Annotated in this window: 16 protein-coding genes; 9 read left to right on the plus strand and 7 right to left on the minus strand. The window is 43.5% G+C overall.

Annotation, left to right across the window (positions count from 1 at the left end; all coding sequences use genetic code 11):
• Positions 1 to 109 precede the first annotated feature (109 nt).
• On the minus strand, positions 110 to 1303 hold the full coding sequence (locus tag Q9R24_RS12650) for a sugar transporter (protein WP_311204621.1): 1194 nt from the start codon (positions 1301 to 1303) through the stop codon (positions 110 to 112).
• Positions 1304 to 1458: 155 nt separating this feature from the next.
• Between Q9R24_RS12650 and Q9R24_RS12655 the strand changes: the two genes are divergently transcribed.
• Together Q9R24_RS12655 and Q9R24_RS12660 are read left to right on the plus strand one after the other, a co-directional pair.
• On the plus strand, positions 1459 to 1737 hold the full coding sequence (locus tag Q9R24_RS12655) for a GNAT family N-acetyltransferase (protein ID WP_005094867.1): 279 nt from the start codon (positions 1459 to 1461) through the stop codon (positions 1735 to 1737).
• 31 nt (positions 1738 to 1768) lie between these two features.
• Entirely contained in the window at positions 1769 to 2059 is a 291-nt protein-coding gene (locus Q9R24_RS12660) for a GNAT family N-acetyltransferase (protein WP_071851291.1), read from the plus strand.
• Here Q9R24_RS12660 and Q9R24_RS12665 read toward each other — a convergent pair.
• Positions 2052 to 2399, minus strand: a complete 348-nt coding sequence (locus tag Q9R24_RS12665) for a hypothetical protein (protein WP_311204620.1) — start codon at positions 2397 to 2399, stop codon at positions 2052 to 2054. The genes Q9R24_RS12660 and Q9R24_RS12665 overlap by 8 nt on opposite strands.
• A 196-nt stretch (positions 2400 to 2595) precedes the next feature.
• Here Q9R24_RS12665 and Q9R24_RS12670 point away from each other — a divergent pair, with 196 nt between their 5' ends.
• Positions 2596 to 3069, plus strand: a complete 474-nt coding sequence (locus tag Q9R24_RS12670; protein ID WP_191112715.1) for a BLUF domain-containing protein — start codon at positions 2596 to 2598, stop codon at positions 3067 to 3069.
• A 63-nt stretch (positions 3070 to 3132) separates the two neighbouring features.
• Here Q9R24_RS12670 and Q9R24_RS12675 read toward each other — a convergent pair whose 3' ends face one another.
• The 3 genes from Q9R24_RS12675 to mpl all read right to left on the minus strand — a co-directional run bounded on the left by Q9R24_RS12675 (position 3133) and on the right by mpl (position 5938).
• Positions 3133 to 3588, minus strand: a complete 456-nt coding sequence (locus tag Q9R24_RS12675) for a zinc-binding dehydrogenase (protein ID WP_311204619.1) — start codon at positions 3586 to 3588, stop codon at positions 3133 to 3135.
• A 24-nt stretch (positions 3589 to 3612) separates the two neighbouring features.
• Positions 3613 to 4215, minus strand: coding sequence for an alcohol dehydrogenase catalytic domain-containing protein (locus Q9R24_RS12680; RefSeq protein ID WP_311204618.1), 603 nt, complete (start codon positions 4213 to 4215; stop codon positions 3613 to 3615).
• 358 nt (positions 4216 to 4573) lie between these two features.
• The gene (gene mpl / locus Q9R24_RS12685) at positions 4574 to 5938 is read right to left on the minus strand and encodes a UDP-N-acetylmuramate:L-alanyl-gamma-D-glutamyl-meso-diaminopimelate ligase (protein WP_243475192.1); all 1365 of its coding nucleotides are present in this window, start codon (positions 5936 to 5938) and stop codon (positions 4574 to 4576) included.
• 242 nt (positions 5939 to 6180) lie between these two features.
• On the opposite strand from mpl, the gene Q9R24_RS12690 reads away from it, so the two are divergent.
• Positions 6181 to 6522: a DMT family protein gene (locus Q9R24_RS12690; RefSeq protein WP_004729014.1), complete on the plus strand. Its 342-nt coding sequence runs from the start codon at positions 6181 to 6183 to the stop codon at positions 6520 to 6522.
• A gap of 6 nt (positions 6523 to 6528) precedes the next feature.
• Here the strand turns inward: Q9R24_RS12690 and Q9R24_RS12695 are convergent, their stop codons facing one another.
• Complete coding sequence (locus tag Q9R24_RS12695; RefSeq protein WP_005245572.1) at positions 6529 to 7809, minus strand: DUF2254 domain-containing protein; 1281 nt, start codon at positions 7807 to 7809, stop codon at positions 6529 to 6531.
• Between the two features lie 284 nt (positions 7810 to 8093).
• Here Q9R24_RS12695 and purE point away from each other — a divergent pair, with 284 nt between their 5' ends.
• The 3 genes from purE to Q9R24_RS12710 all read left to right on the plus strand — a co-directional run bounded on the left by purE (position 8094) and on the right by Q9R24_RS12710 (position 11748).
• Positions 8094 to 8606 (plus strand): 5-(carboxyamino)imidazole ribonucleotide mutase, encoded by a 513-nt coding sequence (purE, locus tag Q9R24_RS12700; protein ID WP_005104916.1) that lies wholly within the window; start codon positions 8094 to 8096, stop codon positions 8604 to 8606.
• A 15-nt stretch (positions 8607 to 8621) separates the two neighbouring features.
• On the plus strand, positions 8622 to 9743 hold the full coding sequence (locus Q9R24_RS12705) for a 5-(carboxyamino)imidazole ribonucleotide synthase (protein ID WP_311204617.1): 1122 nt from the start codon (positions 8622 to 8624) through the stop codon (positions 9741 to 9743).
• Positions 9744 to 10455: 712 nt separating this feature from the next.
• Positions 10456 to 11748, plus strand: a complete 1293-nt coding sequence (locus tag Q9R24_RS12710; RefSeq protein WP_311204616.1) for a lytic murein transglycosylase — start codon at positions 10456 to 10458, stop codon at positions 11746 to 11748.
• 113 nt (positions 11749 to 11861) lie between these two features.
• Here the strand turns inward: Q9R24_RS12710 and Q9R24_RS12715 are convergent, their stop codons facing one another.
• Positions 11862 to 12989, minus strand: a complete 1128-nt coding sequence (locus Q9R24_RS12715; protein WP_191112718.1) for an anhydro-N-acetylmuramic acid kinase — start codon at positions 12987 to 12989, stop codon at positions 11862 to 11864.
• A gap of 80 nt (positions 12990 to 13069) precedes the next feature.
• Here Q9R24_RS12715 and tyrS point away from each other — a divergent pair, with 80 nt between their 5' ends.
• Positions 13070 to 14284, plus strand: a complete 1215-nt coding sequence (gene tyrS, locus Q9R24_RS12720; protein ID WP_004647151.1) for a tyrosine--tRNA ligase — start codon at positions 13070 to 13072, stop codon at positions 14282 to 14284.
• 530 nt (positions 14285 to 14814) lie between these two features.
• Positions 14815 to 15108 carry a hypothetical protein gene (locus tag Q9R24_RS12725; protein WP_005094878.1) on the plus strand — a complete coding sequence of 98 codons (294 nt, stop codon included), beginning with the start codon at positions 14815 to 14817 and terminating at the stop codon, positions 15106 to 15108.
• The last annotated feature ends 523 nt before the right edge of the window (positions 15109 to 15631 follow it).

Consider the following 15631-nt stretch of genomic DNA (forward strand, 5'->3'; position numbering starts at 1 on the left):
GAGGCTACTCCCCTTGTTCAAACTAAATTTTATTTGAGCGGTAGCTCAATGTGCAGCAAGCATGACAGATTTTTGCTAAGACTACAATTTCATTTACAAAAATCATGCTTCAAGGCGCTTTCTTACCTAAGAAATCCGGACGCTGAATCACGTATAAGCTGATCAGAAAACCCAAGCTGGCCAAGATTGCTCCTACCCAGCCAATACTATGTAATCCGATATGTGCCGTTACCAGACCGCCGAGTAAGGCACCGCCACCAATCCCGACATTGTACAGACCTGAAAAAATTGCCATGGCGACATCGGTTGCATCAGAAGCCAGATTTAAGGTCTTGGCTTGTAGAGCCAGACTAAACCCAATAATGCTGATGCCCCAGATTAACGCCAAGCTATTAAGCTGAAATACACCCTGAGACAGTGGCAGCAATAACAGTAGCGAGATCCCTAGCCCGAGTGTAAATAGCGGAATGGTGAGTCGGGGAAAATGCGGTGCAAAGCGGCCAAATACGTAAGAGCCGATCAGACCCGCAGCGCCATAAATTAGCAATAAGCTGGTGGTTTGCGCAGAGCTGAATTGCGCAATATTCAGCGCAAAGGGTTCAATATAACTATAGGCGGTAAATTGCGCACTAATCACAAGCACGGTAAGCGCAAAGACCAGCATCAGGCTGGGACGTTTTAGCAAGTTTTTTAAACTGCTGAGTGAACCTGAATTGACACTTGGCAATAAAGGCAAGGTTTTGGCCAGCAATACGCACACCACGCTCGCCACAATCCCAATCAAGGCAAAACTATTGCGCCAGCCATAGGCCTCCCCGACCATCCGGCCAAAGGGAATTCCCAGAACCATCGCCATGGCGGTACCGGTAGCCAATAAGCCCAGTGCCTGAAACTCTTTGCCCTTTGGCGCAACCCGCACAGCAAGCGACGCCGTAATTGACCAGAACAGCGCATGCGCCACGGCAATACCAATCCGGCTCAGCACCAGAATGCTAAAGCTCCAGGCAAAATAGGACAGCACATGACTGAAAATAAACACCGCAAATAAAACCATCAGCAGAAAGCGCCGTTCAATATTTTTGGTCAGTAACATCATTGGCAAAGAAAGCAGCGCCACGACCCAGGCATAAATTGTCAGCATCCACCCGACCTGGGTCGGTGACATGGCAAAACTGGTACCAATATCACTTAATAGCGCCACCGGGATAAATTCGGTGGTATTGAAAATAAAGGCAGCAGAGGCTAAAGCAATCACACAAACCCATTGACGTGTCACCGAAGAGGTGGAAGAAGAGCTAGACATACATATCTGATAAAAAGAACCGGCCGGCAGTTTAAACCTGTTGAGCAAAATGCGGTATTGGTCAGAAGGACAGATTCACAATCCTTTAAAAGAAATCTAACAATAGAGCAGGGAAAAATATGTCAGTCTGGCTTAAAAACAAGGAGAGGATCGGTATGTTGATCGAGCATCAGCAACAGGACACTGGAGGTTTATGGTTTGTAGAGCCAAATGAAAAACGTCTGGCAGAAATGAGTTATTCCAGAGTAAATGAAGATCAATTAGTGATTGAACACACCTGGGTCGATGACAGCCTACGCGGACAGCACGTCGGGTATTATCTGGTCGAGGCCGCTGTGAATTTTGCCCGTGAACACGGCATCAGGATTATTCCAAAATGTCCTTTTGCCAAATCCGTGTTCGAGCGAGAGCCTCGCTTTAATGATGTTTTATAATTTTAAAATGACAATAAAGGTTTAGATTCGTATGGAAATTAAATATCAAGATTCAAAACGTGGTGGTGTATTTTTTATGGAAGATCAAGGACGTCGCCTGGCGGAGATCACTTATCAATGGCGGGGCGATGCCGTCATCATTGCCGATCATACCTGGGTCGATGATTCCCTGCGTGGCCACGGTATTGCCCGAAAAATGCTGGATGTACTGGTCGATTTTGCCCGTGAAAAAAGTTTAACCATTATCCCACAATGTTCCTATGTGGATGTCATGTTTAAACGTGACCAAAGTCTGGCCGATGTCGCAGCAACGACTATTTAACCATCCAAGGGGATTTCCCGAAAGAGAGATGGAGTCTTTCTTTCAAGGCAGGAATCAATATAACCTGTAACAGGGTATATAAACCGAAACCTGCCATCACCCCGGTCATCGCCCAGAAAATTTCTTCAAACTGTTGCAGCATCACTAAAATTGCCATAATCAGCAGGTAACTGGCATGAAAATAAATACGATGCCCAACAAATTTCAAGATCGTCCAGCTAATAAAAATTGAACTGATCAGCAGATTGGTTTGAGCGCTGAATTGCCAGTTATTTAAAGTGATCATCAGGATAAAACACACACATAACAAGGCAAGGGTTAAAATCAGATCTTTTAACATCAGGTGATCCTCATGCTTACGGTAGGTGTATGAAAATATTCGTTTAATAATTTAGGCACTATTGTTAAAAGTTTAATCCAGAAATGCAAACTGAAAACCGTGTAAGCAAAAACGGATATTTGCTTAAAAAATGGTCGACTTAATTTAAAATTATTGATTAAATTGTGTTTTTAATTCTTCCCTCTAGTGAGATGGCATGATGCTACAGCTTTGCTATGCCAGTGAACGCATAGAATCTGAACAAGAGTTGTTACAAGATTTGAGCGATATTTTGGCCACTGCCCGGAAGTTTAACCTTCAGCATCAGATTCATGGGGTGTTGTATTATTCCCATGGCAAATTTTTCCAGTGCCTTGAAGGTCAGGCTGAAGTAGTGGAAAGTTTATTTCAGAGCATTTGTCAGGATGCCCGCCATCATAGTATCTTGCGTTTTGCAGATGCGATGGTAGAGCAGTCTCATTTCTCGGAATGGTCAATGAAATATGTGCATAAACACAGTGAAATTTCTTCTTTATTTTCACGTTTAGGTTTGAAGCAATTTGATCCACATGCCTTGCAGCAGTCAGGAATTGCCGAATTCCTCAAAGTGCTGTATCGCCTGGAAGAAAATCAGGCCAGTCTGGCATCGCCAAAAGGTTATAAGCAGCGTGGTTATGTCCCCTATTTCTGATCTGAGGGATTAAAGCTGAAAATAAAAAAGTCCGCATGGCGGACTTTTTTTGTCTGATGTAGATTAGCTCATGTCAATCATGACTTTTAAGGCCTTCTCATTGGATGCATGTTTAAACACATCATAGGCTTTTTCAAAATCGGCAAATTTAAAATGATGGGTCGCCAGTTTTTCTAGGGGCAATTTGCCGGAACAGCAGGTTTTCAGCAACATCCCTGTGGTATTGGCATTCACCAGACCGGTAGTAATGGTCAGGTTTTTAATCCACAGTTTGTTCAGTTCAAAACTCACCGGTTTACCATGTACGCCGACGTTGGCAATATGCCCGCCCTCTTTGACGACATGCTGGCAAATATTCCAGGTAGGCTCCACCCCCACTGCTTCAATGGCACAGTCAACCCCGCGTCCATCGGTAATCTCTAAAATTTTTTGAATGGCATCTTCTTTGGCGGAGTTGATGGTATGCGTTGCACCGACAGTCTTGGCAAATTCCAGTCGGTTATCATCCATATCCACCATAATAATATTGGCAGGTGAATAGAACTAGGCAGTGAGCAGACAGCTCATGCCGAGTGGCCCTGCCCCGACAATCGCAATATTGTCGCCTGGTTTGACATCGCCATATTGCACGCCAATTTCATGTGAAGTTGGCAGGATATCTGAAAGGAATACGGCCACATCTTGATTCAGGCCTTCGGGTAAATGATAGAGTGAGGTGTCGGCAAAGGGCGTGCGTACATATTCGGCATGGGTGCCATCAATCATATAACCCATGATCCAGCCGCCTTCATTGCGACAATGGGCATAGAGCTGTTTCTGGCAGTTTTCACAGGTTCCGCAGCGGCTGACACAGGAAATAATCACCCGGTCGCCCTTTTTGAAATTCTGCACGGCGGAACCGACTTCTTCCACAATGCCAATACCTTCGTGACCTAAAATACGCCCCTTAAAGCTGCCCTCTTTACGTGTGGCCTCCTGCTCAATTTCGGGGTTTTTACCTTTCCAGATACCTAAGTCGGTACCACAGATGGTAACTTTTTCGAGTTTAATGATGGCATCGCCGGGATGCAAAATGGTGGGAACCGGGCGGTCTTCAAAGCGGATATCATTTGCGCCGTAATAGACCATCGCTTTCATCGTTGTCATGACACATCTCCTAATGGAGTGAGGAATGAGAATGACCTGACTCAGCGAGAATAATGAACGCCTCGATTGCTTTTATATAGTGACAGCGATGGGCTGATTCATGATCTGGCTTTCAGGCCTATAGATACCTGTGTTCTTCTCGATTGTGCCTTGAGTGATATGGCGCTGCAATGAGTCTTGTGTACAGATTGCAACAAAAGATCATTCGGGATGGTTCAGAGGTAAATCTGCTCTTTGGGTCAATGTTTAAATCATAGGATTGCAGGATCAGAACAACTGTTCACTTTTGCTGAAGCAAGGTTTTAATATGCTAAAAAAAGCCCGCTAAACGGGCTTCTTCATTTCACTTAAATCTGTTTTATGCTTGTAAAACAGTGATCAGCTTCTGATGCAAACCACCAAAACCGCCATTCGACATAATTACTACGGCATCGCCCTCGCCTGCTTCTGCTACTACGGTCTGAATGATGTCATCCAGTGTGCGTGCAACTTTGGCCTTGTTTGGCGCAGCCTCAATGACCGGTTGCAGATCCCAGTCCAGTCCTTCCGGTTGATACCAGATCACTTCATCGGCCAGACGTGCTGAATGAGCCAAGCCATCTTTATGACTGCCCATGCGCATGGTATTGGAACGTGGTTCAATAATTGCCCAGAGTTTGCGTTCCCCTAGACGTTTGCGCGCACCTTCTAAGGTCGTATCAATCGCCGTCGGATGATGGGCGAAATCATCATAAACCTCGATACCACGGACTGTGCCTAACAGTTCCATACGGCGTTTCACACCACCAAAATTGGACAGCGCTTCACAGGCGGTTTCAATCGATACGCCGACATGTTCAGCAGCAGCAATCGTGGCCAAGGCATTGGCAACCGAGTGCTGCCCGGTCATATTCCACTGTACTTCGCCTTTGACTACGCCTTGTTGCAGGACTTTGAAATGTGAACCATCTACTGACAATTGTTCTGCATAAAGTTCAGATTTTCCGTTGGCATCCAGACTGGTGCGCACTACAGGCGTCCAGCAGCCCTGCTCCAGCACTTCATCAATATTGCTCTCAGTAATCGGCGCGATAATCCGGCCTTCACTTGGAATGGTACGAACTAAATGATGGAACTGCTTTTGAATTGCCGCCAAATCATCAAAGATATCGGCATGGTCAAATTCCAGGTTATTTAAAATTGCTGTTTTCGGATGGTAATGCACGAACTTGGAACGCTTGTCGAAGAAAGCAGAATCATATTCATCGGCTTCAACACAGAAATATTTCCCGCCACCGAGACGCGCACTTTCCGAAAAGCCCAATGGCACACCGCCAATCAGAAAACCTGGCTCCAGACCGGCTTGATCCAGTACCCAAGCCAGCATCGTGGTGGTCGTGGTTTTACCATGTGTTCCGGCGACACCCAGCACGTGTTTACCTTGTAGGACATGATCAGCCAGGAACTGCGGACCTGAAATATAAGGCAGACCTGCATTCAGCATATATTCGACTGCATCAATACCACGCTTCATGGCATTGCCGACGATCACCAGATCCGGATGAGGCTGTAAATGACTGCGGTCATAACCCTGCATTAAAGTGATGCCCGCATTTTCAAGTTGGGTCGACATGGGTGGATACACATTCAGGTCTGAACCTGTTACCTGGTGGCCCAGATCGCGTGCAAGTAGCGCTAACGAGCCCATAAAGGTGCCACAAATACCCAAAATATGCAGATGCATCTACTTTACTCCGTTCCTGTCTGACCCATCACTTTATATTGGTGCTGTTGTCATGATTTATTCAATTTGCAAGCAACGATAGCAAGGCTTTAGCTGAAAAGATAGTGAAAATTCTGGCCTTGTTGTGGGATTTTTTAAATCCTGTTTCACGGATAAATTCAAAGAAAATTTCAAAGCGATGCAATATCTTTTCGCCAAATAAACCGTAAAATAAGTTCGACTTTTTTGCAGAGTGCATGCAAATGCTGCCGGCTTTATTTCTTCTGGTAATTGCCAACTGTTTTATGACCCTGGCCTGGTATGGGCATTTAAAATTTTTGCCGCATGATGCACCGCTCTGGCAAGCGATTTTGTTCAGCTGGGCCATTGCCCTGTTTGAATATAGTCTGATGATTCCAGCGACCAAATTACTGGCGCAGCAAGGCCTGGCAGTCGGTCAAATGAAAATCACCCAGGAAGTCGTGACCTTACTAGTCTTTGTTCCTTTTATGATTTTTATGTTTAAACAGCCCTTTAAACTGGATTATCTCTGGGCCGCTTTATGTCTGTGTGGATGTGTCTATTTTGTCTTCCGTACCCCTTAACTTGATCTAATGGCTCAGCTGAATCAGGGGGAAATGGCTTCTAAATTCAGAAAGTAATTTCTGCCGATCCGGTTCAAATTCCAGTTTATTCAGGCAGCGTTGGATTAATTCAATCGCCATTATTTCTGCAGCCTGTTTTAGTTCAGGTTCGGGTACATTATGTTGAATCATCGCTAAACATTTCAATATTCTCTGATTGAGTTCAATACAACCCACACAATCTCGGGCCATTGGTGCAAAACTACTGTAAATCAAATCCCCGAGATCAAAGATATCCACACTGATATGCGGACAATCCCGCTCCGGTAAATCTTCAGCGGCCTTGCTGTCAATCAGGATTCGGGTTAAGGCATCAACGGCATTAATCGCTGATCCAACATCGTTCACTGCGGGAGACATCGCTTTCTGCCCCACTTCGCTCATCACCACCACACCAAAACGCGGGTCCTGTAAAAAGCTGCGATTGGTTTCAATGATTACATGATTCAAAATGGAGTTTCGGATCTCCTGCTGCTGTTCCGGGCTGAAAGCGCGGTCGCTATATACCTCTGCCAGTGCCGTCATCGGATCCAGAAATTTTCCGGGTAGCTGGGGAAGATGGATATGCAGCTGTTGGCTGACGGCCAGTTGCTCCAGTCCTTCACTATTAAAATTGGTGAAATAGCCGGTCTGGGTACTAAAAACATGAAAGGCAGCTGCTTGCTCTGGACGTTGTCCGGTGGCACCAAAATTCGGCTGATGTCGAAACTCCGCCAAGGCCGTAGAAGCAGCGACTTCAATTTTGTGAATGGTGGTGGTGAGGTTGCCCAGTTGCGACAGGGTGTGTACCCAGCGAATCAGGATATAAATCAGGTACATCAATACCAAAATGGTACTGATAAACAGTACAAATCTACCTGCAGGACCATAATAGCCAAGCCCGAGCGCAATCTTGGCAATTACAGCATAAATAAAAGCCGAGATAAAACTGCTGATAGCAAGGCGGGTATTGTCATCACTCATCATCAGCTGATAGGCACGTGGTGTCCCGCTGGATGAGGCAGACGCAAAGGCTGCGACCATAATCGACAGGGAAAAAGTGGTGACTGCCAGCATGCTGGAAGCAATAATATCTAGCAGGCTGCTCAGAGTTTCAGTACTGATATTGGGAACAGTGCTGGTCGGGATAAAATAGCGACTGGCGATTGCAAATAGCGAGAAAAAGGTCGCAAAGACGGCGCCAAGAGCTGGCATCAACCATAAGTTTTCTGAGGGGTTCTGTAGCCAGATTTTTAGTTTGTACCACATAAAAATGCCCTGCCAATGTATAGGTTTTAGTATTAAGTTATTCATTGCAAAAAAGTTTTATATTGATAGTTATACTTTTTTTTAATGTGATGTATGTCCTATTTTTGTATTTTTAGCCGCAAAATTATTGTTTTATTTTTGACCATTTTCCCAACAGATAATTTTAATTCTTGAGCTGAACTTTAGACCAAATCAATTTCAGTCTATAATAGGCAACTCCTATTCAAGCTTGGCTCTCTCGTCGAGATTTATTTTTTCTCACTTTAATCTCTGGAAAATTTGCAATGAATGCGGCTGCTGCACAAGATACTCCTCTCGTAGGTATTATCATGGGTTCTCAATCAGATTGGGCAACTCTCGAACACACTGCCAATATGCTCAAGCAGCTTGGTGTCCCATTTGAAGCCGAAGTTGTTTCTGCACATCGTACTCCAGACCGCCTGTTTGAATATGCTGAGCAAGCGCGTGATCGTGGTATTCAGGTGATTATTGCTGGTGCAGGTGGTGCAGCGCATTTACCGGGTATGTGTGCGGCGAAAACTGATCTTCCAGTTTTGGGTGTACCTGTGAAATCTTCGATTTTAAACGGTATTGATTCATTGCTGTCTATTGTGCAAATGCCAGCTGGGATTGCGGTTGGTACCTTGGCGATTGGTCCTGCCGGTGCCACCAATGCTGCCATTATGGCCGCGCAAATTCTGGGTTTGACCCGTCCAGAAATCGCAAAAAATGTTGCAGATTTCCGTGCAGCGCAAACAGATAAAGTAGCAAGCAACAATATTCCAGGCCAGGCTTAAGTCGAGACACAGATTATGGATAAAACCATCGGTATTTTTGGTGGCGGTCAGCTGGGTCGTATGATGGCGCAAGCGGCACTTCCATTAAATATTCAATGTACATTTTTTGAAGCCAGCACAGACTGCCCTTCTGCTGCTTTGGGCCCGGTGATTTCGAGCCAGGCTGAAAACGGTCTACAAGACTTTATCAGCAGTGCAGATGTATTTAGTCTGGAGTTTGAAAACACGCCCCTTGCAGATGTTGATGTACTCACACAAAGCAAGCAACTGCATCCGCCACGTCAAGCTTTAGCGATTGCCCAGCATCGTTTGTCTGAAAAAGCCTTGTTTGATGAACTGGCTATTCCGGTTGCACCGTACAAAGCGGTCACTTCACTGGAAAGCTTAGAGGCTGCTGTAGCTGAACTGGGCTTGCCGATCGTACTGAAAACCTCGCGTGGCGGTTATGATGGTAAAGGCCAATTTGTTTTACGTTCGACCGATCAGATGGATCAGGCCTGGGCAGAATTGGGCCCTGCAGGTGAGCTGATTGCAGAAAGCTTTGTCACCTTCTCACGTGAAGTATCAATTATTGCAGTACGCGGCCAAGATGGTGATGTCAAAACCTGGCCATTGGCTGAAAATCATCATCATAACGGCATTCTGTCGCACTCGATTGTGCCTGCACCGAACAGCGCAGATTTGCAACCTGTGGCGCAAGATTACATCACTCGTCTGCTGAATCACTTGAACTATGTCGGTGTCCTAACCCTTGAGCTGTTTGTGACAGACAAAGGCTTATATGCCAACGAGATGGCACCACGCGTGCACAACTCGGGGCACTGGTCGATTGAAGGCGCCGTATGTTCGCAATTTGAGAATCATGTACGTGCGGTGGCTGGTTTGCCTTTAGGTTCAACTGAAGTGATCCGTCCAACTGTCTTGGTGAACATCATTGGTCAGCATCCAAAATCTGCAGATGTTCTGGCTCTGGAAGGTGCGCATTTGCATCTCTACAACAAGTCAGAGCGCGAAGGCCGTAAGATTGGTCACATCACCTTGATGCCAAATGACAGCGCGCAATTGTCTGTGCTTTGCCGCCAACTGGCGAAAATTTTACCGAATCCATTGGCATTGAGCGAAGATATGACCATCTAGGCTTTAACTTGCTGATAAAAAAAGCGATCACTTCGGTGATCGCTTTTTTATTTGTCTGCTTTCAGGCATGATTGCGCCTCTTTAAAAATGCCTGCCATTGGTCGGATCAGTTTTTAAATCAATTGCTTACAAACTGATCAATTGAGTATAAATATAACAATTCAATAAAACCTTTTTTACAGCTGAATTTTGCCATATTCACTTGTAGATAAGCCTGAAATCAAAGTTTGAATTTAAAACTGGAAAGTGGTTTTGAATTTAAATTCATAAAAACAAATTCAAATTTAAATCGGGCTTTGAATTTAAACTTGCGCTTTTAAATTTAAAAATATGAATTCAAATTTAAAACTGGATAAATGAATTCAAAGTTTCTGAATTTAAAAATATTAGCCCATTATTCAAATGAATTTAAAATGAAAACTAGTGTAATTAGAGCATGTTGATGATCGTGACTCGCTTTTCCTGAAACAAGTTATCCCCAGTAATTTTTAAATTCAAAACTGATTGCAAGTGTTTTGAATTTGAATTTAAAAATCCCGCTGATTTGAATTTAAATCAGGCTTGTGGATAACTCATGTTTAAATTTAAAGATTACAAAATGAATTTAAAAGTGTAGGAATTATGAATTTAAATTTACGCATTGGCGCTTTAATTTTCATCATGAGCTGCTAAGGTAGAAACATAATTCAAAATCTAAATACTCAAGGGTCTTATGCAACGGCTTGCACTTTTTATTGGTTCTGTGGTCTTGGCTGCTTCACAGGCACAGGCTGAACTTATTATTAATGGTCAACGTGTCACGCCGACTGATTTGACCTCTAGTTCAAATATCCCGAATTATGCCTCCCAAAATAATTTTCAAAACTGTCTCGCTAATTTGCGCAGTCAAGCTGTTGCTAGAGGTGTAAGCGGCAGTAACTATGATCGTTATACCCAGAACTTAAACCCGGATTATTCAGTGATTGAACGCCTGAATTACCAGCCTGAATTTTCTACCCCGATTTGGGATTATCTATCTGGTTTGGTGGATGAAGAACGGGTTCAGCTCGGCCGGCAAAAACTACAGCAACATCGTGAGGTGCTCAATCGTGTTGCTGCTACCTATGGTGTACCTGCAGAAACGGTAGTTGCGGTATGGGGTGTCGAAAGTAATTTTGGTGATATTTCGGGGAAATATCCTTTATTACAGGCTTTAGGAACTTTGAGCTGTGAAGGTCGTCGCCAGAGTTATTTTCGTGGTGAGTTTTTTACCACAATGAAACTGTTACAGCGTGGCGATGTGCGTGAAGAACAATTAAAGGGTTCCTGGGCAGGCGCATTTGGTCATACCCAGTTTATGCCATCGACTTATGATGAACTTGCAGTTGATTTTGATGGTGATGGCCGACGTGATCTAGTTTCGAGCATTCCGGATGCACTCGCATCAACTGCCAACTTTTTAAGCAAGCGTGGCTGGCAGAGCGGACAGCCTTGGGGTTTTGAAGTCAAGATCCCTCAAGGCATGTCGGTTTCCGGTGAAGGCCGAAGAAATAAAAAATCCTTGAGTAGTTGGAACAATCAAGGGGTGGTACGTGCCGATGGTTCGGCATTAATTCAAGGAAATTTATCACAATCCTCTCAAGCAGGATTACTTGCACCTGCAGGCCCGAGTGGCCCAGTATTTTTGGTATTTAAAAATTTTGATGCCATTTATAGCTATAACGCGGCAGAAAGTTATGCCTTGGCGATTGCACATTTATCCGATCGCCTGCAAGGTAAAGGTTCATTTATGGCCACATGGCCTACTGATGATCCGGGAACTTCGCGTGCAGAACGTCGTGAGATCCAGCAATTTCTGTTAAACCGTGGCTATGATATTGGTGCGGTGGATGGTCTGATTGGAGATAAAACCCGTCAAGCGATTCGTCAGGAACAGCAGCGTTTGGGCTTGAGTCCAACAGGTCGTGCTGGTCAGCAGATTCTGCGGGCCTTTAGAAATGAAAATGCCAAACGCATGATGCAATAAATTCTTGAGCATAAAATTTAAAATCAAAAAAGGTCTGCATTTATGCAGACCTTTTTTGATGACTGTTTTTGAGTAGCTATATAGTCATGCAAGCTAATAGTAATTCGCTGAATTTAAACAGCAGTAATCGTACCAAGCACACGATAACCAGCAGCACCAGTGACTGCTGGCAGGTTACCATTCAGCTGATTCATAAAACGCATGGCCAGCCAGGCAAAGGCCGTGGCTTCAACCCAAGTCGGGCTTAAACCAAGATCGGCCGTAGTTTGTACGCTCCATTCATGCTTGCGTAGGCGCCAGCGCAGTTGCTCGAGTAAATGTGAGTTATAGGCACCGCCCCCGCAAACAAAAACCTGTCCGGTATCCATGCCAGAGCGGTAAATTGCTTTTTTAATGGCTCGGGTGGTGAGCTTTAATAAAGTCGCCTGTACATTTTCCGGAGTATCTTCCAGTTCATCGTATTGCAGGTCATTGCGCCAGTCAGCAATCTGTTCATCCAGCCATTCCAGGTTGAAATCTTCACGACCGGTACTTTTTGGAGGTTCTTTGGAGAAGAATTCGTGTGACTGAAAGCGATCGAGTAAACTGCGAATCGGGGTGCCATAGGCTGCCCAGTTACCATTTTCATCAAAAGGCTGACCGGTATAACGGGCACACCAGGCATCCATCAAGATATTGGCTGGTCCAGTATCAAAACCATAAACTTCTTCAGGCTTGCCGGCAGGCAGCAGGCTGACATTCGCTATACCGCCCAGATTTAAAATTACCCGGTGAATACTGTCATGCTGGAAAATATCCTGATGAAATGCCGGAACTAAAGGTGCTCCCTGACCACCTGCCGCCAGATCACGACGACGGAAATCTGAAATCACCGGAATCTGGGTAATTTCAGTAATGATGTTCGGGTCACCAATTTGCAGGGTAAAACCATGTTCAGGACGATGCCGGATAGTCTGGCCATGCGAGCCAATCGCCTTAATTCTGGATTTATCCAGGTTATTTTTTTCAATCAACGTATTAATACCATGACCAATCATTTGTGCCAGTGCAACATCAGCCTTGCCCATGCGGTCAATTTCATTGTCATCCGGCAAGGTCAGTGCCATCAGCTCATCCCGAAGGTCAGGATCAAATGCCAAAGTGAGTGTGGCATGAAGCTGGAGTGGATCAAAAGAAGCAGCAACAATATCGACACCATCCATGCTCGTGCCGGTCATTACCCCAATATAGATCGCTGTCATGGTTATTCTTAAGCCTGCAATATGCTGAAAAAGTGTTAGTATATCGCACAAATTGAGTAACTGATGTATTGGATTTTGTGATGTCAAATTTCCTGCCGGCTGAAGAACAACTTGCCCTCATTCAACGAGGCACCCACGAAATTATTTCTGAAGAAGACCTTCTCAAGAAATTAAAATTGAATCGTCCATTAAAAATTAAAGCGGGTTTTGACCCGACTGCACCTGATTTGCACTTGGGCCACACGGTTCTCATTAATAAGTTAAAAGTATTCCAAGACTTGGGTCATGAAGTGTTGTTTCTGATCGGTGATTACACGGCGATGATCGGTGATCCAACTGGTAAGAGCGCAACACGTCCACCATTGTCACGTGAACAGGTTTTAGAGAACGCTAAAACATATCAAGAACAAGTATTTAAAATTCTTGATCCAAACAAAACCAAAGTGGTGTTTAACTCGGAATGGTTTGCACAAAAAACTGCGGCTGATTTGATTCAACTGGCATCACAGCAAACTGTTGCGCGTATGCTTGAACGTGATGACTTCACCAAGCGTTATAACAACCAGCAGCCAATTGCGATTCATGAATTTTTGTACCCATTGGTACAAGGCTATGACTCTGTTGCGCTGGAAGCAGATGTTGAATTGGGTGGTACAGACCAAACCTTTAACCTGTTGATGGGGCGTACCTTACAAGGTCGTTATAATCAAGAAGCACAAGTCTGTATCACAGTGCCAATTCTTGAAGGTTTAGATGGCGTCAACAAGATGTCTAAATCTTTGGGTAACTATATTGGTGTATTTGATGCACCAGGCGCGATGTACCAAAAAGTGCTTTCAATGCCGGATGCATTGATTGAGCGTTATTTTGATCTGCTGAGCTTCAAAACCATTGAAGAAATTCAACAGTTGTTAAAAGAAGTGGCAGAAGGCCGTAATCCTCAAGAAGTCAAAAAGATTCTCGCGCTGGAGCTGGTCGAGCGTTTCCATGGTGCAGAAGCGGCTGCCAATGCCCATAAAGGTGCGGGCAATATCATTACTGAAGGTGAATTACCTGAAGGTACGCCAGAAGTCACTATTTCGCGTGGCGAGTTTGGTGGTGAAATCTTTATTACCTCGATTTTACGTGAAGCAGGCTTAACCAAAAATGCAGCCCAAGCTAAAGATGCATTAGGCCGTGGCGCAGTGAAAGTGGATTGGCAGACTGTAGATACGACCTATTCTGTGAAAGAGAATGTAACTTTGATTGTTCAGGCCAGTAAAAAAGCAATCGCTAAAGTCACTTTTGTTGACTAAAAAGCGGATAAGTTATTGAAATAAAAGCAGGCTTCGGTCTGCTTTTTTTATTGATGTTCTATATTTAAAAATCAAATAAGTAAAGTCAAAAAAAACCCTATGAAAACAAGAGTTAATTTTTCCCAAATCACTTGCTTTTCATCTTTATTATGTATAGGATTTATTCATCTAGAGAATTCGTTTAGAGCATCTAGAGGGTAGTAAAAATAATAGTACTCCACAATTGAGAAAGTCTCTTTTCCAAGAGGCTCTTTTTAAAAGCTTTAAAGCGAATAACTATAATAATGACATAATGGATCGGGTAAAGATTCAATTCTAAGGAGGAGATTTTGGGAGAGATCTCTTCCTTTTTTATTTATTCTGATTGCGTAATCAAGATATAAATCTGCATGTTTACTCTTCTCATTGAGCAACTAAACTTAAAATTAACTAGCAAATTGGGCTTAGGTGAATGACCTCTAAGAATGAGTTCATTTCAATTGACTGTGAAAAAAGAGCAAAACATAAAAAATTAAAACAGAGGTGGTTTGATGTATCACTATCTAACAGAAGATATTTTTGATGAACAGATCGATTGCATTTTACGGTTCTTATTTGAATACCAGCCGGTCGAACAAAAACAGCAACTCTATAGATCTGTCTATACTTTATTTATGCAGCTTGATCTGGCCGCACATTATTTTTTGTTTTCCCTGATTGAAGAGCAGTTACCGCGACGCGCGAAATTATTCTTTATTGCCGAGGATTATCAGGGTAAGAAAGACATAATTGTAGAAGTTATGCAACACTGGCTTGGACAGCAACAACAGGAAAAAGTCGCTTAATGCAAAATAACAGACTTTATCTTCTATATATAAGTAGTCTAAGCATGGTTTTGGGATTCGAAAACTAAAAATGAATACCTCTTTTATATAGCAGCCCAAGAATAGGCTTTTATAAAAGCTTTTTACGTAAAAAATAACTCACAAATTAAGGAGTCTAGGATTTAGATCGGCTTACTGAGCGAGATAGATTAATTTTGGTTTTCTTTTGACGTGCTAATTTAAATAAAAGACAAGATTTCAATGTTAAAAGGCTAAAAATACTATTTTAACGATTATTGTGATAGCTTTTAGGTCTAAATGAATTTTCAGTTATAAAAATAAAATGACGTGTTTAGTGGGTTTATTGCATAAAAACGCTTAAAAATTAGATAAAAAAGCGATTTTTTAGCAATTTTTGTAGAAAAAAAAGACATATGTGAAAAATATAGTGAATTGGGGGTTGCAATGATTCTGAAATCCTCTAGAATGCACCCATACCGACGAGATAGACGGAAACGAACGAAGCAGAATGGCGGAGTTGTTG

The organism is Acinetobacter sp. RRD8 (assembly GCF_031844225.1).
Classification (GTDB): domain Bacteria; phylum Pseudomonadota; class Gammaproteobacteria; order Pseudomonadales; family Moraxellaceae; genus Acinetobacter.